The sequence below is a fragment of the Mesorhizobium sp. WSM4313 genome, assembly GCF_002294725.1.
In the GTDB taxonomy this organism is placed as follows: Bacteria; Pseudomonadota; Alphaproteobacteria; order Rhizobiales; family Rhizobiaceae; genus Mesorhizobium.
In genome coordinates, this window is sequence record NZ_NSFT01000014.1 from 44,190 (window position 1) to 64,762 (window position 20,573).

Below are 20,573 nucleotides of genomic sequence, written 5' to 3' on the forward strand. Positions count from 1 at the left end.
ACAGGGTTGACCAAACAGGCTGGCCCTCATTTCAATAGGCGCTATGCTTGGTCGCGAAAACAAACGAGGGAGGATGCCGATGCCGACGACGATGAAGGGCCCCGGCCTGTTTCTGGCGCAGTTCGCGGGCGACGCCGCGCCGTTCAATTCGCTGGGTTCCATCACCAAATGGGCAGCGGGGCTGGGCTACAAGGGCGTGCAGATCCCGACCTGGGACGCGCGCCTGTTCGACCTCGAGAAGGCGGCGTCGTCGAAGGCGTATTGCGACGAGGTGAAAGGCGTCTGCGCGGATGCAGGCGTCGAGATCACCGAATTGTCGACGCATCTGCAGGGGCAACTGGTCGCGGTGCATCCCGCCTATGACGCGCAGATGGATGGATTTGCGCCGCCATCCGTGCACAACAATCCCACGGCACGGCAAAAATGGGCTGTCGAGCAGATGAAGTTCGGCGCCAAGGCATCGCGCAATCTCGGGCTGAACGCCTCGGTGTCGTTCACCGGCTCGCTCGCTTTCCCTTACCTTTATCCGTTCCCGCAGCGCCCGGCCGGCCTCATCGAGGAAGCCTTCGGCGAACTCGGCAAACGCTGGAAGCCGATCCTCGATGTCTATGAGGACAACGGGGTCGATGTCGGCTATGAGATCCATCCTTCCGAGGACGTGTTCGACGGCGCCACCTTCGAGATGTTCCTCGACGCGGTCGGCGGCCACAAGCGCTGCAACATCAACTACGACCCGTCGCATTTCCTCTTGCAGCAGCTCGACTATCTCGAGTTCATCGACATCTACCACGAGCGGATCAAGGCCTTCCACGTCAAGGACGCCGAGTTCAACCCGACCGGGCGGCAAGGCGTCTATTCCGGCTACCAGGGCTGGGTGAACCGTGCAGGGCGCTTCCGCTCGCTGGGCGACGGGCAGGTGGATTTCAGCGGCATCTTCTCCAAGCTCACCCAGTACAATTACGATTCCTGGGCGGTGCTGGAATGGGAATGCTGCCTGAAACATCCCGAGGACGGCGCCGCGGAAGGCGCGCCTTTCATCCAGCACCACATCATCCGGGTGACCGAGAAGGCCTTCGACGATTTCGCCGCCGGCACGACCGATAAAAAGCTGCTGCGGGCGATGATGGGGATTTGACTGCAGCTCCCTTGAGGAGGTTCGGCCGCAGGTCCGGGTGGGGTTGAATCCCAAGTCGTGGCGGACTCTTATACCCCCACCCCGACGCTGCGCGTCGACCTCCCTACAAGGGGGAGGGTGAGGAACTAAAGAGAGAGGACAAGAATGGTCGGCGCATCGAAGTCGGAAGCGGGAGGCGGCCCGATCCGCTATGGCATGGTCGGCGGCGGGCAGGGCGCCTTCATCGGCGCGGTGCATCGCATCGCGGCGCGCATGGACAATGATTTCGTGCTGGTGGCCGGCGCGCTGTCATCGGATCCGGCGCGGGCCAAGGCGTCGGCCGCCGAACTCGGGCTCGATCCCGCGCGCAGCTACAGCTCCTATGCCGAGATGGCCAAGGCCGAAGCCAAGCGTCCAGACGGCATCGAGGCGGTGGCGATCGTGACGCCGAACAACGTGCATGTGCCGGCGGCGAAAGCCTTCCTAGAGGCGGGCATCCATGTCATCTGCGACAAGCCGCTGGCGACCTCGCTGGCCGAGGCCAAGAAGCTTGCCGCCCTTGTCGAAAAGACCGGCAAGGTGTTCGTGCTGACCCATAATTACACCGCCTATCCGATGATCCGGCAGGCACGCGAGATGGTGGCCAAGGGCATGCTCGGCGATATCCGCATCGTGCAGTCGGAATATCCGCAGGACTGGCTGACCGAGGACCTTGCCGCCACCGGCCAGAAGCAGGCCTCCTGGCGCTCCGACCCCAAGCAGGCCGGCGCCGGCGGCGCGCTCGGCGACATCGGCACGCATGCCTATAACCTGGCTCGCTTCGTCTCGGGACTTGAGCTCGATACGCTCTCAGCCGATCTCGACGCCTTCGTGCCGGGGCGCCAGCTCGACGACAATGTCAACGTGATGCTGCGCTTCAAGCCGGTCGGCAATAAGCATCCGGCCAAGGGCATGATCTGGGCCAGCCAGGTCGCGCCCGGCCACGAGAACGGGCTGAAGCTGCGCATCTACGGCACCAAGGGCGGGCTGGAATGGGTGCAGGCCGACCCGAACTATCTCTGGTACACGCCGTTCGGCCAGCCGAAGCAACTGCTCACCCGCGCCGGCGCTGGAGCAATGCCCGTGGCGGCGCGCGTCAGCCGCGTGCCGTCGGGCCATCCGGAGGGCTATCTCGAAGGTTTTGCCAACATCTACCAGGAAGCGGCCCGCGCCATCCGGGCGGCGCGCCGGAAGGGCGGCAAGCCGGCTAAGGATGTGGTCTTCCCGACTGTCGCCGACGGCGTCGAAGGCATGGCCTTCATCGAGGCCTGCGTGAAGTCGTCGAAGAAAAACGGGGCGTGGACGAAGCTGTAGAGACGGCTGCGTCGTCCAAGCGAGTCCCCCGGATTGCCAGCCGAATTGCGAAGAGCAATTCGGGGCAATCCGACCTCTCCCCAAGGGGAGAGGAGACAAGCAACGCCGGCGCCGACCTCTTCTCCCCTCGGGGAGAAGGTGGCCGCGGAGCGGCCGGATGAGGGGGAGTGTGGCCCGCCAACGCAAATGGCTGGCCGCAAGTTGGGGAGGGGGATGTCGATGAAAATCGGCATGTGCATGTTCTTGTGGACCACCAGCGTCTCGAAGAAGCACGAGGCGCTGCTGAAGGACATCAAGGCGACCGGTTTCGACGGCGTCGAGATACCGGTCTTCGCGGGCGCGCCCGACGACTACAAGAAGTTGGGCGAGATGCTCGACCGCATCGGGCTGGAGCGTACCGCGGTTTCGGCGATGGGCGATCCGGCGATGAACCTGATCTCGCCGGACGCCGCGACGCGAAAGGCCGGCATCGACTATATGAAATGGGCGATCGACTGCAGCGCAGCCCTCGGCGCTGACACGCTCAGCGGGCCGCTGCATTCGACACTCGGCGCCTTTTCCGGCAGCGGGCCGACTACCGCCGAAAAGAAGCGCTCGGTCGCCTCGCAACGCGCGATCGGCGACTATGCCGGCAAGAAGGGCGTGACCATCGGGCTCGAAGCGCTCAACCGCTTCGAATGCTATCTCGTCAACACCATGGCCGACCTGTGCGAACACATCGACGCGATCGACCGGCCGCACATCAAGGCGATGTACGACACGTTCCATGCCAATATCGAGGAGGCCGATCCGATCGGCGCCTATACAAAGCATCGCCGGAACGTTGTCCATATCCACATTTCGGAGAATGATCGTGGCGTGCCGGGGCGCGGCAACATCCCGTGGAAGGAGACGTTCTCCGCCATCCGCAAGAGTGGCTATGACGACTGGCTGACGATCGAATCGTTCGGGCGCTCACTGAAGGATCTGGCTGCGGCGACCAAGGTGTGGCGGGATTTCGCGGAAAGCCCGGAGGCGGTTTATCGCGAGGGGTACAGGCATATCAGGGACGGGTGGAAGAAGGCGGCTTAGGGGCCCTGCGCCTGATCCATTTTCTATTTGCCGTGGCAGCGGTTGCCAGGTGGTTCCCCCACTCCGTCTCGGCTTCGCCGAGCCACCTCTCCCCCCTCCGGAGGGAGAGGAAAGGAAGCCTGTTGGCGCCGGGAGAGGAAAAAGCCTCGGCCTTCGACGACAGGCGCGGATCGGACAGCTTGGCGCCTTTCCTCTACCCCGTCGATCGGGGGAGAGGTGTCGAGCGAAGCTCGACGGAGTGGGGGTCGACCTTTGGCGCAGGCGAGACGATGCTTGCGCTTCTGCGCCACAAGGTTACCCCTGCGCAGCCTGCAGCCGGTTGTAATCATGCAGCGTGCGGCTCAGCCTTCGGCGCAGGAAGTTCGAGATGTTGTCGAAGATAAAGACGACGAGCAGCGTCAGCAGAACCATGTAGAAGACGTTGGCCCAGTTCGAATTGGTGCGCATCGCTTCCCATAGTTTCAGGCCGATGCCGCCGGCGCCGACGGCACCGATGATGGTGGCGCCTCGGGTGTTCGATTCCCACTGGTAGAGCGTCTGGCTGATGAAGACCGGCACCACTTCCGGCAGCACGCCGTAGCGCTGCACGAGCAAGCCGTTGGCGCCGGTTGAAAGCACCCCCTCGCGCGGCTTGTCGTCGATGTTCTCCAGCGCCTCGGAATAGGTTTTGCCCAATGTGCCGATCTCGGTGAAGAAGATCGCGGCGCTGCCGGCCAGCGGCCCGGGGCCGAAAGCGCGGGTGAAGAACAGCGCCCAGATCAGCATGTCGACCGAGCGCATGAAATCGAAGAAGCGCTTCAGCACCTGGCTGAGCAACCCGCTCGGCGTGATGTTGCGGGCGGCGAAGAAGGCAAGCGGGAAGGCGACGATGCCGCCAAGCAGCGTGCCGAGGAAGGCCATGACGATGGTCTGCAGGAGCTTCGTCCAGACATCGCCATGCTGCCACTGCGCGTTGTTCCAGATGTTGTCGGCGGCCAAAGCGAGGTTCGAGGTGCCTGGCTTGAGCTCTGGCCCGGAGGCGATGAGCGAGATGACCTCGCCGGCCGATTTGCCGAAGAAGGGCGAGCGGGTGTCGAAGACGAAATTTGCCCAGCCGAGGAAGCGCTTGCGCACCTTGACGCGATCGACGGTGACGCGCACCTCGCCGACAAAGCCCATCTTGGCGACGATCTCATCGTCATGGACGGTCACCCAGTCGGGCACCGGACCTGTCACCACCGGCTTGCCGCCGGTGAGCGATACCGGCACCGTCTGGCCGTTGGCGACGATCGTTGCCCTGATCTTGTCGAAGGTGACGGTCTTGTCCCGGCCGTCGATCAGGACGGTGAAGGTGCCGTCCGGATTCTTGATCACCCAGTCGGGATCAGGATGCTCGCCGAGCGCCGAGAAGCGCGGATATTTCGGCGTGATCTCGGGCTGGTCGAGCCGGAATTCCGGCTGCAGGTCGTAGCTGATCCATTGCGACAGGAAGAGCGGCAGGCGTTCCCAGTGCGACTCGCGCAGCACCTGCGGCAGGCTGAAGAACCACAAGGCATAGGCGAGATAGAGCACGGTGCCGGCGATCAGCAGCAGCGGCCAGAAACGCTTATAGGCCGGCCGCTGGAATATCTGCGGATGGCGGCCTTCGATGGCGCTCAGTTCGGAGGCGGTTATGGCGGCCATTTCAAGCGCTCATCAGGAAGGCCTGCTCGCCGACGAGCTTGCGGCGCAGCCAGGCGGAGAACTGGTCGACCAGGAAGATGGTGACGAAGAGCAGGAGCACCAGCGCCAGCGTCTTGGCGCCGAAGCCGCGTGAAATGGAAAGCTTCAGCTCCTCGCCGATGCCGCCGCCGCCGACAGCGCCCATGATGGTCGAGATGCGCACGTTGATCTCGATCCTGAGCAGCGTATAGGACATGAAATTGGGCAACACCTGCGGCAGGTCGGCGAAGCGCACGCGTTCGAACCAGTTGGCGCCGACAGCACGCAGGCCCTCTTCCGCGCGCATGTCGATGTTCTCGTTGATCTCGTAGAACAGCTTGCCCAGCGCGCCGATCGAATGCAGGCCGATGGCGATGATGGCGGCGACCGGGCCGATCGAGACGATGGCTGCGAACAGGCCGGCAATGACGATTTCGGGGAAGGCGCGCAGCAATTCCATGAAGCGCTTGACGATGAGCCGCAGGACCGGGCTCGGCGTCAGGTTGCGCGCGGCGATGAAGGAGAAGGGAACGGCGAAGACGAAGCCGATGAAGGTCGAGACCAGCGCCACGTTCACCGTGGTCAGCATCAGCTCGAAATATTCGGGGATGTAGAAGCCGCCCCAGATGTAGACGCGGCCAAGCGGGAAATTGAATTCCTGCGTGCCCTTGTCGTTGGGCGAGGCGATGTCGAACAGGGCGCGCCAGACATCGTTCCAGTCTTTCGGGACCAGCCAGCTCAGGAAATCGAGGATGTGGGGCAGCCGGTCGAAGAAATGCCCGGCATTGGCTTCGTCGGCGAACCACATGGTCGCGCACATGGCGACAAGCAGCAGGCCGACGCCGAGCCCGGTGTAGAAGCGGCGCAGCGAGGTCTGGCGCCGCCAGGCGTCGGCCTGCTGGCGGGTGGCGTCGGAATGGAGTGTCGCTGATGTCATGATCGGGACATGCAAAAAGGGCGGCGTTTCGAACGCCGCCCTTTTTCCTGATGCCTTTAACCGCCGATGGCAGCTTTGCGGGCTTCGACGATGACGCTGTAGAAGTCAGGCTTCACCGGGACGTAGCCGGTGAAATCGCCACCCTCGACGCCTTCGAAGCAAGCCTTGTCCTTGGCCGGCAGCGCGGTGAAGAAAGCGGTGAGCTTGGCGGTCATCTCGTCGCCGAGCGCGGTGCGGACAACCAGCGGGCCGTTCGGGATCAGGCCCGAGCGCCATACTTCGACGAAGTCGTTCGGGTCGACGGCACCCTTGGCGACTTCCTTGTGGAAGGTGCCTGAGGTGTAGCCGTTCTTGAAGTCGCCGATGCCGGAGGAATCGTCCACCGCCACGTCGACCTTGCCGTCGCGCACAGCCAGCACGTTGTTCTCATGGCCGCCGTTGAACTGTGTGGAGGCGAAGTAGGTTTCGTTGGAAGCGCCGGTGTCCTTCGGAATCTGGGTCAGCGGGATCAGATAGCCGGAGGTCGAATCCGGATCGGCATAGCCGAGTTTCTTGCCCTTGGCCGACTTGATGTCGGTGATGCCGGAAGACTTCAGCGCCAGGCCGATCGAATAATAGCCGGTCGAGCCGTCGGTCTGCTTGGTGGTGAGGATCGGCGTGACCGCCTTCGGGTCCTTGAGATAGACGCTTGCGTAACCGGACGCGCCGAGCTCGGCGAAGTCGAGCGTGCCGCCGAGCAGGCCCTGGATAACGCCGTCATAGTCGGCGGCCGGGAACAGCGACACCTTTTCGAAGCCGAATTCCGACTTCAGGTGATCGGCGAGGCACTGGTAGTTGCGCAGGCGGTCGGTCTCGTTCTCACCGCCGAGGATGCCGACGCGGAATTCCTTGATATCAGCGGCATGCGCGGCGCTGGCCGCCATGGCGAGCAGCGAAACCGCCCCAAAAACCATCTTCCTGAACATTTTGTCTCTCTCCTGTTGCTCCGGCTGCGCGCCGGCGGCGTTCTGATTTTTCAAGTCTTGCCTTTGACGCTGGCGGGCGATCCGGGTTGCTCTGCTGAAATCCACGATTTGCCCGCACCGGCTGGGGCCGGAACGGTGGATTCAGTAGCCAGGAAAGGCTGGTTCGAGCGGTCCGGCGGATGCGATGATCTTCGGCTTGATGGTCACGGCGGTCGACGTGATGGCTTCCGAGATCTCGGCGCCGCTGGCATCGGCGCCATAGACCGTGCGCACGGCGTCGCGGTCGAGGTCTTCCGGAGCGCCGTCGAAGACGACCTTGCCGGCGGCCATGCCGATGATACGGGTGCAATAGGCGCGCGCCGTGTCCAGCGTGTGCAGGTTGGTGACGACGGTGATGCCTTCGCGCAGATTGATGTCGCGCAGCGAATCCATCACCACCTTGGCGTTGAGCGGGTCGAGCGAGGCGATCGGCTCATCTGCCAGAATCACCTTCGGCTGCTGCATCATGGCGCGGGCGATCGCCACACGCTGCTGCTGGCCGCCCGACAGCGTGCCGGCCGGCTGCAGCGCGGTGCGGGCGATGTCGAGGCGCTCGAGCGCGGCCACGGCCTCGGCGCATTCGGTGCGTGTGAACATGCCGAGCAGATTGGAAACCGTCGAGCGATGATTGAGGCGCCCGAGCAGCACGTTGGTCAGCACGTCGAGGCGCGGCACGAGGTTGAACTGCTGAAAGATCATGGCGCAGTCGCGCTGCCAGCGCCGCAGCGGCGATCCCTGCAGGCTGGAAACCTCCGCGCCCTCAAAAAAAATCGATCCTTGGCTCGGATCGATAAGACGGTTGATCATGCGCAAAAGCGTCGACTTACCGGCGCCGGAACGGCCGATGATGCCGACCATCTGGCCGCGCGGGATCGAGATGTTGATATCGCTGACGGCGGTGTTCTTGCCAAATCGTCGGGTTACGCCGCGGATCTCAAGCGTGGCCGATGATGCTGACATACCAAAACTCCAGTCCGTCGCGCTTTTGCAGGTCTGTTAACCTTCGCTAGCGCAGGCCGATGAAGCTGGGGTGTCGGATTGATGTCAGTTTTGTTACGTCCCACAGGCTTGGAGATTCAACCAAGCACCAGCAATTCCTCGAAATGCTTCATGTCCTTGAAGCTGCAGAAGGCCGGTGGCTTGAGCTCGATCACAGGAGCCTCGCCTTCGAGGAACGACAGGCAGTCATCGAACAGATCCTGCCAGGCTGCGGCTCGCTCGTCGGCTAGACGGCGGATCTGATAGGCGAAGGTGATGTGGAAGACATAAGCGTCGTGGTCCGGATGGCGGTAGCCGAACGGCACCGACAGCGCGTCGCGCCACAGGCGCAGGATGCGCTCGTCCTCAGTGGAAGCACCGGCAAGCGTAAGGCCGTTTGGCGTAACGCCGATGGTCTTGATACGAAACGGAGGGCAGGCCTCAAAGCCCTCCAGGCGCTGCAGATAGAGGCGGGTCATGTCGTCGATGCTGGTGTCGAGCGGCACGTCGGAGGGCCAGTAGGGGAGCCGGCGCCGATATTCGATGACGCCCTGGAACAGGGTCATGTGCAGGCTGGAGATCGGCGTGAAGGCGAGGCGATCCGCGTCGGGCATGGCGAGCATGCGCTCGCGCACCTCGATGATCGCAACTTGCGAAGGCGAGCCGCCGACGAGGTGACTGACGACCGTGTTGCCGGGTTCGGGGAGGAAGTTGCCCGATGTGTCATAACGGGTGCCGAGATGCACCGGCGCCGTCGGGTTGGTGCCTTCGAAAAATCCGGCGAGCGAGGGTCTGACTGTGGCGAGCATCGCGATCTCCTTGGGGAGATGGCGTCCTGTCCGAGTCATGTGTCAACGGTGTGAATGGTGAATGGTGAATGGTGAATGGTGAATGGTGAATGGTGAATGGTGAGAAAGAAGGGCTTCGTTGCATTCACTATTGACCATTCACCATTCACCGCGCCTAGCCGCCATGCTTCTCCAGGAACGCCTCCGCCGACAGCTCGCGGAAATCGTCGAGCGCAGCGCGCAGCCTTGCATGATCCCAATCCCACCAGGCTAAAGCCTGGTAGCGCTCGGCGGTGCGGCGGTCGAAGCGCTCGCGGATCGGCTTCGCCGGCACGCCGCCGACGATTGTGTAGGGCGCGACATCCTTCGACACCACGGCGCCCGCGCCGACCGCCGCGCCATCGCCGACTGTGACGCCGGGCAGGATGGTCGAGCCATGGCCGAGCCAGGTGTCGTGGCCGATCGTGACGCGCCTGGCGCGGCGCTCGGCGAAGAACTCGCTTTCATGTTCGGCGTCGTCCCAATAATCGGAGGCGCGGTAGGTGAAGTGGTGCAGCGTCGGCCGCCATGTCGGGTGATTGGTGGCATTGATGCGCACGCTTGCCGCGATGTTGGAGAACTTGCCGATGGTCGCGCACCACACGGCGCAGTCCTGCATCATGTAGGAATAGTCGCCGAGCTCGCATTCGGCGATGCGGCTGCGCTCGGCGATCTCGGTCCAGCGGCCGAGCGTCGAGTTCTCGACCTGCGCCGTCGGATGGATCAGCGGCGCCTCCGAAAGCTTCTTCATGCGGCGATCTTTCCGGCGGCGAAGGCGGTGACGTCGATGACGCGGTCGGCGACAGCCTCGCGCACATCGAGGTCGTGGAAAATGCCGAGCAGGGCGACCCCCGCCGCCTTCTTGGCGGCGATGAGCTCGACCACGACATCGCGGTTCTTCGCGTCGAGCGAGGCGGTCGGCTCGTCGAGCAGCAGGATCGGATGCTCGGTGATGAAGCCGCGCGCGATGTTGACGCGCTGCTGCTCGCCGCCGGAGAAGGTCGCGGGCGGCAAGGCCCAGAGCTTTTCCGGCAGGTTGAGCTGCGCCAACAGGGCACGCGCTCTCGTCCGCGCGCTTTCCCTGTCCTCGCCGCGCTCGACCAGCGGCTCGGCGACGACGTCGAGCGCGGAGACACGCGGCACGGTGCGCAGGAACTGGCTGACATAGCCGATGGTATGGCGGCGCACGGAAAGCACGGTGCGCGGGCTGGCCGAGGCGAGGTCGATCAGCCCGCCGCCATGCTGGACGATGATCTGACCTTCATCGACGGCGTAGTTGCCGTAAAGCATCTTTAGGATCGAGCTTTTTCCGGCGCCGGACGGGCCGCCGAGCACGGCGCATTCGCCGGCGCGGATCGAGAAGGAGACACCCGTCACCACCGGCAGCGTGACGCCGTCGCGCAGATGCATGGTGAAGCTTTTGGCGACATCGGAGACAACGAGAGGAGTGGCCATCATCACACCTGCAGGATGGAAGAAACGAGAAGCTGGGTATAAGGCGCGCGCGGATCGTCGAGCACGCGGTCGGTGAGGCCGCTTTCGACGACGCGGCCGTCCTTCATCACCATCATGCGCTGCGACAGAAGCCGCGCCACGGCGAGGTCGTGGGTGACGACGATCGCGGCCAGGCCGAGGTCGGTGACCAGCCCGCGCAACAGGTCGAGCAGGCGCGCCTGCACCGAGACGTCGAGGCCGCCGGTCGGCTCGTCCATGAACACCAGCCGCGGCCCGGTCACCAGGTTGCGGGCGATCTGCAGGCGCTGGCGCATGCCGCCGGAAAAGGCGCGCGGCTCGTCGTCGATGCGGTCCTCGTCGATCTCGACGCGGGACAGCCAGTCGACGGCGGTGGCGCGGATTTTGCCGTAGTGACGGTCGCCGACCGCCATCAACCGCTCGCCGACATTGGCGCCGGCCGACACCGTCATGCGCAGCCCGTCCGCCGGGTTCTGGTGGACGAAGCCCCAGTCGGTGCGCATCAGGAAGCGGCGCTCGGCCTCGCTCATGCGGTAGAGCTCGCGCCATTGGCCATCGCGCATGCGGTAGCTGGCCGTGCCGGAAGAGGGCAGCAGGCGGGTCGACAGGCAGTTGAGCAGCGTCGTCTTGCCGGAGCCGGACTCGCCAACCACCGCCAGCACCTCGCCTGGCCACAGATCGAAGGTGACGTTCTCGCAGCCGATGCGCGAGCCGTAGAATTTGGACAGCGCCGAGACGCGGAGCAGCGGTTCGTCGGTCATTCGGCCTCCTTACCCTCCCCCTTGTGGGGAGGATCGGCGCGCAGCGCCGGGGTGGGGATTGAAGAAAGAGAAGATTGGCCGTTTTCCCCACCGGCGCCTTCGGCGCGACCTCCCCACGAGGGGGAGGTAGAGTCGGCGCGGCGCTTCTCGCAATGGTCGGTATCGGAGCAGACGAACATGTGGCCGCCATGGTCGTCGAGGATGACCTCGTCGAGATAGACATTCCCGGCGCCGCAGAGCGCGCAGGGCTGGTCGAAGGCCTGCACCTCGAAGGGATGGTCCTCGAAGTCGAGGCTGACGACGTCGGTGAAGGGCGGCACCGCATAGATGCGTTTCTCGCGGCCGGCGCCGAACAATTGCAAGGCGGGCGAGCGGTGCATCTTCGGATTGTCGAATTTCGGCGTCGGCGAAGGATCCATCACGTAGCGGCCCTCGACCTTGACCGGATAGGCGTAGGTGGTGGCGATGCGGCCGTGCCTGGCAATGTCCTCATAGAGCTTCACATGCATGAGGCCGTATTCCTCCAGCGCGTGCATCTTGCGCGTCTCGGTCTCGCGCGGCTCGAGGAAGCGCAGCGGCTCTGGGATCGGCACCTGGAAGACCAGCACCTGGCCCGCGGTCAGCGGATGCTCGGGGATGCGGTGCCGGGTCTGGATGATGGTGGCGGTTGCCGTGTCGGTGGTGACAGCGACATTGGCGACTTTCCTGAAGAAAGCGCGGATCGAGACGGCGTTGGTGGTGTCGTCAGCGCCTTGGTCGATGACCTTCAGCACGTCGTCGGGGCCAATGATCGAGGCGGTGACCTGGACGCCCCCGGTGCCCCAGCCATAAGGCATCGGCATCTCGCGCGAGGCGAAAGGCACCTGGTAGCCGGGAATGGCGATGCCCTTCAGGATGGCGCGGCGGATCATCCTTTTGGTCTGTTCGTCGAGATAGGCGAAGTTGTAGGTGGCGATGTCGGTCATGGCGATCACGTCCGCTCTCTGCTATGAAATTGGCGCCCAAGACGCGGAAGGACGCCCGAATGGACTCTACCGGTTGGTTGCATCTTGGCGTGCTGCTGCTGGTGTTCGCCGGCTTCGCGACCTTTGCGCTGCGGAAAATGGTTCTCCCCGCGCCAAGGGAACCTCCGTCCGGCGAGTCCTTCGGTGGCGGCGACTATACTGGCGGCTTCGACGGCGGCGGGCATTCCGGTATCGGACACTGAAGTCATTCCGCCGCCTCGCGCTTCTCCTCGGCGGCCTTGTCCTCGTTTTCCCGCGCTTCGTATTCGGCGCGCATGCGGCGAACCAGGCCGAGCTCGGCCTGGAAGTCGACATAATGCGGCAGCTTCAGATGCTCGACGAAACCGGTGGCCTGGACATTGTCGGAATGCGAGATGACGAATTCCTCGTCCTGCGCGGCGGCAACGACATCCTCGCCGAGCTCGCCGGCGCGTAGCGCCCGGTCGCACAGCGCCATCGCCATCGCCTTGCGCTCGCTCTGGCCGAAGACCAGGCCGTAGCCGCGCGTGAACTGCGGCGGCGCCTTGGCCGAGCCCTTGAACTGGTTGACCATCTGGCATTCGGTGACGCGGATGGAGCCGAGCGGCACGGCGAAGGGCAACTCCGGCACGTCCAGCTCCAGCTCTACCTCGCCAATGCGTATCTCGCCGACAAAGGGATGGTTGCGGGCGTAGCCGCGCTGCGTCGAATAGCCGAGCGCCAGCAGAAAACCTTCGTCGCCGCGCGACAACGCCTGCAGGCGGATGTCGCGCGCCATCGGGAATTGCAGCGGCTCGCGCGTGATGTCGCCGGGCACGTGGTCAAGCGGCATCTCGCCATCGGCCTCGATCAGGCCTTCATGGGCGAGGATCGCCGAAACGCGCGGCATGGCCTCCGGCTCGGCCGGACGCTGCGCTGGCATCTCGACCTCGGCGCCGGCGGCAAGCTCGGGATCGAGCAGGCGGTGCGTATAATCGAAGGTCGGGCCGAGCACCTGGCCGCCCGGCAGGTCCTTGTAGGTGGCCGAGACACGACGCTCGACCTGCATGGCGCCGGTGTCGACCGGATTGGTGTAGCCGAAGCGCGGCAGCGTGGTGCGGTAGGCGCGCACCAGAAAGATCGCCTCGATCATATCGCCGCGCGCCTGGGTAACGGCGAGAGCCGCGAGCTCGCGATCATAGAGCGAGCCTTCGCTCATCACCCGGTCGACGCCGAGCGCCAGCTGCTCGACAATCTGGTCGAGGCGCAGCGCCGGTACCGAGCGGTCGCCGCGGCGGCGGTCGGCAAGCAGGCGATGCGCATTGGCAATGGTGGCTTCGCCGCCTTTCACCGCGACATACATGTCATGCCTCCATCGTCTTGATGCGGGTGGTGCGCGGCAGGCAGGCGAGGCTGCCGGGCGCCGCCAGGATGATGTCGACGCCGCGCGGGAAACGCTGGGTGTTCTGCTTCCACTGCTCGACGAAATGGCGCGGCATGCCGGGAGGCGCGATCATCGACGTCTTTTCGATCCCCGGACCTTCGAGCAGCAGCGACGGGCCCGAGGCAAGATCGTCGACCAAGAGGATCAGCGTCGTCGAGCGGTCGGGATATTCTTGCGTGCCTTGCGCAAAACCATCGAGCGCCGCCATCTCCTTCGGATTGACGATCAGGGCGAAATGTGCGTCGGCCGGCGTGTTTGCCGAGGGCGCGCCGGTGTGGAAGCCGAGCCAGGCCTTGACCGCGGCTTCCGCCTGCAGCGGCTGGTCGAGCCAGACCGGCGTGTCGTTGTCGCAGAGCGAGAGCGCCACGGCGCCGGCCGTCGCCGACAGCGGCGCCGGCGGGCGGGCTCGCTGCGGCAGCGGCTGGACGGTGCCGGGGCGGGCCATCGCGTCCATGATGGCGCGGAACACCGCCTGGGCGTTGAAGACCGGCTCTGCGAAGCCGCCGTCGATCGATTGCGTGGCGATATCCATCAGTCCTCTCCGCGCACCATGGTGAAGAAATCCACTTTCGTGGCCGCCGTTTCGACGCGCTTTGTCTCGCGCGCCGCAGCAAGCGCCGCGCGCAAGGGCGCGGCGAGCCTTGTCTCGACCGCTTCGCGGTGCGCCGGGTCCTGCCACAGCGCGTCGGCGATCGCCGCTAGCTTGGCTTGTCCCTTGTCGCGGCCGAGCGCATAGGAGTGGCCGACCTGGCCGGAGGGCAGACGCACCGTGGCGCGGGTGACCGTCGCTTCGCCGACATTGAACGGTGCGCCACCGCCGCCGATCCGCCCGCGCACCGTCACCAGTCCGGTTTCGGGGCCGCGCAAAAGCTCGGCTTCGGAGGGCAGGCCCGACTCGTTCCACAGGCGGGCGATCTCGTCGGCCGCGGCATGCGCCAGCGTCGCCATCAAGGCTTTCCGCCCGGCCTGCTCGCGCGCTTCCTGTCCTCGCATGGCATCGCTCCTCGCATAGAGAAATTTGTCTATTGATATAGACAACTATACAAATTATACTCACTTGGTATCGGGAGTCCATGACGAGTGGATGACAACGGGTGCAAAAGTTTAGGGTGATGACGTTGGGGGCGGGGAAATGACCGGGCTGGCAAGCAGCATCGAAAGGCGCAACGGCGTATCGCTATGGCGGCAGATCGCCGACAGGATCCTGCAGGGGATTGCGAGCGGCGATTTCGCCGAGAATGCCGCGCTGCCGCCTGAAGTCGCGCTGGCCGAGCGCTATGGCGTCAACCGCCACACGGTGCGCAGCGCCATTGCAGCACTGGTGCAGGAAGGCGTGCTGAGGGCCGAGCAGGGACGCGGCACCTTCGTGTTGTCGCGCAAGCGGCTGTCCTATCCGATCGGCGCGCGGACGCGCTTCTCGACCGGGCTGCAGGGGCAGACGAGCGAGCGGCATATCGCGCTGCTATCGTCATCCACCGAGCCGGCCGGCCGGCGCATCGCCGAGGCGCTGGGCATCGCCAAAGGCGCTGCCGTCATCCGCCTGGAGACGCGCGGCGAGGCCGACGGTCATGCGGTGTCGCGCGCGACGACCTGGTTCGATGCCAAGCGCTTCGCCGGAATCGAGGCGGCAATGGCGGAGACGGGATCGATCACCGCCTCACTGAAGCGCTTCGGCATCAACGATTATCTGCGGCATTCGACCGTGCTGTCGGCGCGCCACGCCGATGCCGACGACCTTGCAGCACTCGATCTGCAGCCCGGCGCGATTGTGCTGGTCACCGTCGCCGTCAACGTCACGCTCGACGGTGAGCCGATCCAGTTCGCGGAATCGCGCTTTCCCGCGGAGCGGGTGGAGCTGAAGTTGTCGGCCGGCGATTAGTTTCCGCGTCGTCACCGAAGGCGATAAACCCAGAGGTCGTCATCCACGGGCGTAGCGACGCGAAGCGGAGCGCAGACCCGAGGATCCATTCCGTAACCTCGACCGTAGAGCGCAGCGGAGCAGAATTCTGGATCGTTGCAACGCGTTGGCGTCACGGAATGGATCCTCGGGTCTGCGCTGCGTCGCTACGCTCCTTGCTCCGCCCGTGGATGACGATGTGACAGAGGTTTCGGCTAATCGCAAGGCATGCTCTGCCAAATCCAGTGCTGTCACCCACGGAGTTTTTGTGTCGGGCGAACCGGCGTCTCACCCGACCTCTATAACCGCCTTGATCAGTCCTGACTTCTCGTGCGTCCATCGGGCAAGGTCGCGCGGCGTTCCGGCGAGCGTGGTGCGATGGGTGACGAGCTTGTTCAACGGCACGGCGCCGTTGCGGATCGAATCTGCGACATGGTCGAAATCGGCCTTCAGTGCGTTGCGGCTGCCGATCAGCATCATCTCGCGCTTGTGGAATTCGGGGTCGGAGAAGGTGATGTCGTCCTTGACGACGCTGACCAGCACCAGCGTGCCGCCATGTGCGACATGGGCGAAGGCCGACTGCACGGACTGGGTGTTGCCGGTCGCGTCGAACACGAGGTCGAACCCTTCGCCGGCTGTTGCCTGTTGGACCAGCTCGGCAGCCGGCGCCTTCGAGCTGTCCAGCGGTGCAAAGCCGAGCTGCTTCTCGGCGAATCCGAGACGTTCGGCGCTCATGTCGAGCAGGCTGACATTCAGCCCGGCGATGCGCGCGAAGATCGCCGTGCCGAGGCCGATCGGGCCGGCGCCGATGACCAGCGTGCGCTGGCCGGGCAGCCCGAGCGATCGGCGCACGGCATGCGCGCCGATGGCCAGGAATTCGACCGCCGCGGCGTCGGCCAGCGACAGGCCGTTCGTCGGGTAGAGGTTCTGCGCCGGCACCAAAATTTCGTCGCACATGGCGCCGTCGCGATGGACGCCCAGCACCTCGATCTTCACGCAGCAGTTAGGCTTGCCGCGCCGGCAGGCAATGCATTTGCCGCATGAAAGATAGGGATTGATGACGACCGGCTCGCCGACGGCGAGATCGACACCTTCGCCCTTCTCGACGATCGTGCCGGCAACCTCATGGCCCATGATGCGCGGATAGGCCAGAAACGGGTGCTTGCCTTCGAAGATGTGGTAGTCGGTTCCGCAGATGCCGACATGGCTGACCGCAACGCGCGCCCAGCCGGGCGGCGGTGCGCCGGGCCCGGCGCGGTCTTCGAGGACAAGCTCGCCGGGCGAACGGCAGACAACGGCTTTCATATCGCAAATCCAGGCAAAGAGCGCCGGCACCGCTCGAGCGGGGCCGGCGCGTTAGTTTCACGTAGGAGTCATTTGCCGCGACGACGCAGGCCGTCGAAGTAGACGATGACGATGATCAGCAGGCCGGTGATGACGCGCTGCCAGAAGGTGTTGACGTTGAGCAGGTTGGCGCCGTTGTTGATCGTCGAAAGGATGAAGGAACCGATCAGCGGTCCATGCACGGAGCCGATGGCGCCGAACAGCGACGTGCCGCCGATCACCGACGAGGCGATGGCCTGAAGCTCATAGGTGTCGCCCTGCGTCGGATTGCCGATGCCGATGCGCGAGGCCAAGAGCACGCCGACGATGGCGGCAAGCAGGCCGGACAGGACGTAGGCCATGAAGATGGTGCGCGGCACGTTGACGCCGGACAGACGCGCGGCCTCCGCATTGGAGCCGACCGAGAACAGGTAGCGGCCCCAGCGCGTGTGGTGCAGGAAGACGTAGGACGGGATGGCGACCAGGATCACCATCCAGAACAGGTAGGGAATGCCCGCGAGCGAGCCGCGCGAGAAAGCCTGGAACGAGTCGCTGTTGATCGAGATCGAGTTGCCGTTCGTCATCAGGAGGCCGATGCCGCGCAGCGAGGTCATGGTGGCCAAGGTGATGATGAAGGGCGGCAGGCCCATCTTGACGATGCCGAAGCCGTGGAAGAGGCCGATGGCGACGCCCACCAGCAGCGTGATCAGCACCGCGGCCCAGATCGGCCAGCCGGCGTTGATCAAAAGCGCGACAATGACGGTGGTGAAGCCGACCACCGCGCCGACCGACAGATCGATGCCGCCGGTGATGATGACGAAGGTCTGGCCGACGGCGAGGATGGCGATCAGCGATCCCTGACGCAGAAGGTTGGTGATGTTGAGCGTCGTGGCGAAGGACGGCGTGGCGACGGCCAGCACGATCCACATCAGGAGCAAAAGGCCAAGCAGCGTCAGGCCGAACAGGGCGTTGAAATTGCGCTTGGGTTTTTCGGCGGGGATCGCCTCGGTGCTCATTTTTGTCCTCCCGACTTTTCTTGTTTCTCGGCCAGTGCCTGACCCAAAATGTCCTCGTGGCTGGCGGTGCGGAAACCGTGGGTCGCGACCAGCTTGCCGCGCCGGAACACGTGCAGCGTGTCTGCAAGCTCATAGACTTCCGGCAGATAGGACGAGATCAGGATGATGCCGGCGCCCTTGGACAAGAGCGTCGAGAACAGGCGGTAGATCTCGGCCTTGGTGCCGACGTCGACGCCCACCGTCGGCTCGTCGAAGATGAACAGCTTGGCGCCATGCGCCAGCCATTTGCCGATGACGATCTTCTGCTGGTTGCCGCCCGACAGGCTGGAGGCGAGCGCATGGCGCGTCGGCGTCTTGATGCGCAGGTCGGCGATCTGGCGGTCGGCCTCGGCCTTCTCCTTGGCGCCGGAGATCAGAAAATTGCTGGAGATGCGCTTGTAGATAGGCAGGTTGAGGTTGATGCCGACCGGCAAATTGAGGCACAGACCCTGGTCGCGGCGGCTTTCCGGCGCCAGCGCCATGCCGAGCCGGATCGCATCGTGCTCGGAGTTGACCTGGACCTCCTTGCCTTGCCAGAGAATCTGGCCGGCCGACTTCCTGTGGCGGCCGTAAAGCGTGGTGACGAACTCGCTGCGCCCGGCGCCGATCAGGCCGTAGAGGCCGACGATCTCGCCGGCGCGGACGGTCACCGAGACATTCTCGAAGCCTTTGCCCGAAAGGTTCCTCGTCTCGACAATCGTGGCGCCGGGGGTGAAATGTTCCTTGTGGTAGATCTGCTCGATCGAGCGGTTGATCATCAGCTTGACCAGTTCGGGCTCGTCGGTCTTGGCGATGTTGCGGGTGCCGACCAGAGTGCCGTCGCGCAGCACGGAAACGCGGTCGGCGAGCTCGAACACTTCCTCCATGCGGTGGCTGATATAGATGATGGTGACGCCTTCGCCTTTGAGCCGGCGGATCAGCTTGAAGAGCTGGTCGGCCTCCTTGCGGGTGAGATAAGCGGTAGGCTCGTCGAAAATCAGGAATTTGGTGCCGCGCACGGTGGCCCGCGCCGCGGCGATCAGCTGCTGCTGGCCGATGGTGAGATCGCCGAGCATGACATGCGCCGGCAAGTCGAAGCCCAGCCCGTCAATGATCTTCTGCGCGTCCTTCACCATGGCGCGCTGCTGCAGCAGGCCGAAGCGTGACTCCTCCTCGCCGAGGAACATGTTGGCGGCGACGGTGAGATGGCGGCACAGCACCACCTCCTGGTGGACGGCGTTGATGCCCAGCGCCATCGCCTCATGCGGCGTGGCCAAGGCGGTCGGCTTGCCTTCCCAGATCACCTCGCCGGAAGTGCGCGGCATGACGCCGGTCAGGAGTTTTATCAGGGTCGACTTGCCGGCGCCGTTCTCGCCGACGATCGCGTGGATCTCGCCTGCCTTGAAGGCAAGATGCACAGGCTTCAGCGCATGCGTGCCGGGGTAGCGCTTTTCCAGGCCGTTGAGCTCGAGGATCGTCCTGCCCGGTTCCAGCATGGGGGCCGGATGCAATTCCTGCGCCGTCGACGTCATGACAATCCTCCCAGATTGGCCTCAACCATTGGGTACGCGGCGATGCGTCTGGCGCGCATCTTGAAGGCGGAGCCTAAATCGGGCCGGCGAATTTCCAAATCGCCCCGATGGATGTTTCCGGGGCGCGAGGCCCCGGAAACGACTGTCGCGATGCTGCTCACTTGAGCTTCGGGTTGAGCAGCGCGTCGATCTTGGGATCCTTCATGTTGTCTTTGGTGACGAGGTTCGCGCCGGTGTCGACATTGGCCTCGACCTTCTCGCCCTTCGAGGCGGCCAAGGCGGTCTTGATGCCGTCATAGCCCATCCGGTACGGATCCTGGACGACCAGGCCCGAGATGACGCCGTCATTGAGGAACTTGATCAGCTTTTCGTCGCTGTCGAAGCCGATCAGCGCCACCTTGCCGCCGAGATTGTTTTCGGCGATCGCCTGGCCGACGCCCTGCGCCATGATCAGGTTCGAGGCGAAGATGCCCTTGAGGTCCGGATTGGCGGTGATCAGGTCGGTCGCGATGTTGAGGCCGGTGGTGGCCTGGCCGTCGGCATATTTGTCGGCGACAAGCTCGAGGCCCGGATACTTGGCCTTGATCTGTTCGATGAAGCCTTGCTTGCGCTGCTCGAGCGAGCCGGCGCCGGGAAGTGCCGTGATCAGCGCGACTTTGCCTTCCACCTTGCCGCCGTTGGCGGCGCCGATTGCGGCGGCGAGGCCGTCAGCGGCGACGCGGCCGCCCTGCACGTTGTCGGTGGTCAGGAAGGAGGTGAAGGCCTTGGAATCGGCGCCGGAGTCGATGCCGATGACCTTGACCTTGGAGGCAGCCTCGTCGATCGGCTTGCCGAGCGCCTTGAACTCGGTCGGCGAGATGACGACGGCCGCCGGGTTGCTGGCGACGGCGTTTTCCAGGATCGAGATCTGGCCGTTGACGTCGGTTTCGGCCTGGGCGCCGAGTTCCGGCACGTTGACGCCGAGATCCTTGCCGGCCTTGCGGGCGCCGGCCAGAACGATCTGCCAGTAGAAGGATGTGGTATCCTTGACGATGATCGGAATGGTCACGTCGGCCGCCGAGGCGGGCGCGGAATGCATCGCGCCGGCGAGCATCGAAGCGGCGGCCAAGGCCACGAAGGCGCGGCGGTTGAGAAGGCTGGTCACGAATTTCATTAGGTTCCTCCCTAAGTCGCCTGGTGAAGG

Annotated in this window: 21 protein-coding genes; 5 read left to right on the forward strand and 16 right to left on the reverse strand. The window is 64.6% G+C overall.

Features of this window, described 5'->3' with window-relative positions; genetic code table 11:
* Positions 1–79 precede the first annotated feature (79 nt).
* The 3 genes from CK219_RS24590 (at position 80) to CK219_RS24600 (ending at position 3,538) form a co-directional block, all read left to right on the forward strand.
* A complete protein-coding gene (locus CK219_RS24590; protein ID WP_095769299.1) occupies positions 80–1,135 on the forward strand; it encodes a sugar phosphate isomerase/epimerase in 1,056 nt (351 codons plus the stop codon).
* Positions 1,136–1,279: 144 nt separating this feature from the next.
* Positions 1,280–2,467: a Gfo/Idh/MocA family oxidoreductase gene (locus CK219_RS24595; RefSeq protein WP_095769205.1), complete on the forward strand. Its 1,188-nt coding sequence runs from the start codon at positions 1,280–1,282 to the stop codon at positions 2,465–2,467.
* A gap of 219 nt (positions 2,468–2,686) precedes the next feature.
* Positions 2,687–3,538 carry a sugar phosphate isomerase/epimerase gene (locus CK219_RS24600; protein WP_095769300.1) on the forward strand — a complete coding sequence of 284 codons (852 nt, stop codon included), beginning with the start codon at positions 2,687–2,689 and terminating at the stop codon, positions 3,536–3,538.
* Between the two features lie 294 nt (positions 3,539–3,832).
* Here the strand turns inward: CK219_RS24600 and phnE (CK219_RS24605) are convergent, their stop codons facing one another.
* From phnE (CK219_RS24605) to CK219_RS24645, 9 genes are all read right to left on the reverse strand, one after another.
* A complete protein-coding gene (phnE, locus tag CK219_RS24605; RefSeq protein ID WP_095769206.1) occupies positions 3,833–5,200 on the reverse strand; it encodes a phosphonate ABC transporter, permease protein PhnE in 1,368 nt (455 codons plus the stop codon).
* Position 5,201: 1 nt separating this feature from the next.
* Positions 5,202–6,155: a phosphonate ABC transporter, permease protein PhnE gene (gene phnE / locus CK219_RS24610; RefSeq protein WP_095769207.1), complete on the reverse strand. Its 954-nt coding sequence runs from the start codon at positions 6,153–6,155 to the stop codon at positions 5,202–5,204.
* A gap of 56 nt (positions 6,156–6,211) precedes the next feature.
* Positions 6,212–7,120, reverse strand: coding sequence for a phosphonate ABC transporter substrate-binding protein (gene phnD / locus CK219_RS24615; protein ID WP_095769301.1), 909 nt, complete (start codon positions 7,118–7,120; stop codon positions 6,212–6,214).
* A 141-nt stretch (positions 7,121–7,261) separates the two neighbouring features.
* Positions 7,262–8,119 (reverse strand): phosphonate ABC transporter ATP-binding protein, encoded by an 858-nt coding sequence (gene phnC, locus CK219_RS24620; RefSeq protein ID WP_095769208.1) that lies wholly within the window; start codon positions 8,117–8,119, stop codon positions 7,262–7,264.
* Positions 8,120–8,235: 116 nt separating this feature from the next.
* Positions 8,236–8,946, reverse strand: a complete 711-nt coding sequence (locus CK219_RS24625; protein ID WP_095769209.1) for a DUF1868 domain-containing protein — start codon at positions 8,944–8,946, stop codon at positions 8,236–8,238.
* 154 nt (positions 8,947–9,100) lie between these two features.
* Positions 9,101–9,715 carry a DapH/DapD/GlmU-related protein gene (locus CK219_RS24630; RefSeq protein WP_095769210.1) on the reverse strand — a complete coding sequence of 205 codons (615 nt, stop codon included), beginning with the start codon at positions 9,713–9,715 and terminating at the stop codon, positions 9,101–9,103.
* Positions 9,712–10,419 (reverse strand): phosphonate C-P lyase system protein PhnL, encoded by a 708-nt coding sequence (gene phnL / locus CK219_RS24635; RefSeq protein ID WP_095769302.1) that lies wholly within the window; start codon positions 10,417–10,419, stop codon positions 9,712–9,714. The genes CK219_RS24630 and phnL overlap by 4 nt, the downstream gene beginning before the upstream one ends.
* Positions 10,420–10,421: 2 nt before the next feature.
* Entirely contained in the window at positions 10,422–11,198 is a 777-nt protein-coding gene (gene phnK / locus CK219_RS24640) for a phosphonate C-P lyase system protein PhnK (RefSeq protein WP_095769211.1), read from the reverse strand.
* A complete protein-coding gene (locus tag CK219_RS24645; RefSeq protein WP_176477136.1) occupies positions 11,195–12,163 on the reverse strand; it encodes an alpha-D-ribose 1-methylphosphonate 5-phosphate C-P-lyase PhnJ in 969 nt (322 codons plus the stop codon). Before CK219_RS24645 ends, phnK begins: the two co-directional genes overlap by 4 nt.
* Positions 12,164–12,222: 59 nt before the next feature.
* On the opposite strand from CK219_RS24645, the gene CK219_RS24650 reads away from it, so the two are divergent.
* Positions 12,223–12,405: a hypothetical protein gene (locus CK219_RS24650; protein WP_095769212.1), complete on the forward strand. Its 183-nt coding sequence runs from the start codon at positions 12,223–12,225 to the stop codon at positions 12,403–12,405.
* A 2-nt stretch (positions 12,406–12,407) separates the two neighbouring features.
* On the opposite strand, the gene CK219_RS24655 is transcribed toward CK219_RS24650, so the two are convergent.
* Genes CK219_RS24655 through phnG form a run of 3 tightly spaced genes read right to left on the reverse strand, consistent with a single transcriptional unit; the run spans position 12,408 to position 14,597 of the window.
* Complete coding sequence (locus tag CK219_RS24655) at positions 12,408–13,523, reverse strand: carbon-phosphorus lyase complex subunit PhnI (protein ID WP_095769213.1); 1,116 nt, start codon at positions 13,521–13,523, stop codon at positions 12,408–12,410.
* A gap of 1 nt (position 13,524) precedes the next feature.
* Positions 13,525–14,136, reverse strand: a complete 612-nt coding sequence (gene phnH / locus CK219_RS24660; RefSeq protein ID WP_095769214.1) for a phosphonate C-P lyase system protein PhnH — start codon at positions 14,134–14,136, stop codon at positions 13,525–13,527.
* Positions 14,136–14,597, reverse strand: a complete 462-nt coding sequence (gene phnG, locus CK219_RS24665) for a phosphonate C-P lyase system protein PhnG (protein ID WP_095769215.1) — start codon at positions 14,595–14,597, stop codon at positions 14,136–14,138. Before phnG ends, phnH begins: the two co-directional genes overlap by 1 nt.
* Before the next feature lie 139 nt (positions 14,598–14,736).
* Here phnG and phnF point away from each other — a divergent pair, with 139 nt between their 5' ends.
* Positions 14,737–15,483, forward strand: coding sequence for a phosphonate metabolism transcriptional regulator PhnF (gene phnF, locus CK219_RS24670; RefSeq protein WP_095769216.1), 747 nt, complete (start codon positions 14,737–14,739; stop codon positions 15,481–15,483).
* A gap of 306 nt (positions 15,484–15,789) precedes the next feature.
* Here the strand turns inward: phnF and CK219_RS24675 are convergent, their stop codons facing one another.
* From CK219_RS24675 to CK219_RS24690, 4 genes are all read right to left on the reverse strand, one after another.
* Entirely contained in the window at positions 15,790–16,806 is a 1,017-nt protein-coding gene (locus tag CK219_RS24675) for a zinc-binding alcohol dehydrogenase family protein (RefSeq protein ID WP_095769217.1), read from the reverse strand.
* A 68-nt stretch (positions 16,807–16,874) separates the two neighbouring features.
* Entirely contained in the window at positions 16,875–17,840 is a 966-nt protein-coding gene (locus tag CK219_RS24680) for an ABC transporter permease (RefSeq protein ID WP_095769218.1), read from the reverse strand.
* Entirely contained in the window at positions 17,837–19,390 is a 1,554-nt protein-coding gene (locus CK219_RS24685; RefSeq protein WP_095769219.1) for a sugar ABC transporter ATP-binding protein, read from the reverse strand. Before CK219_RS24685 ends, CK219_RS24680 begins: the two co-directional genes overlap by 4 nt.
* Before the next feature lie 157 nt (positions 19,391–19,547).
* A complete protein-coding gene (locus CK219_RS24690; protein WP_095769220.1) occupies positions 19,548–20,543 on the reverse strand; it encodes an ABC transporter substrate-binding protein in 996 nt (331 codons plus the stop codon).
* Between the last annotated feature and the right edge of the window lie 30 nt (positions 20,544–20,573).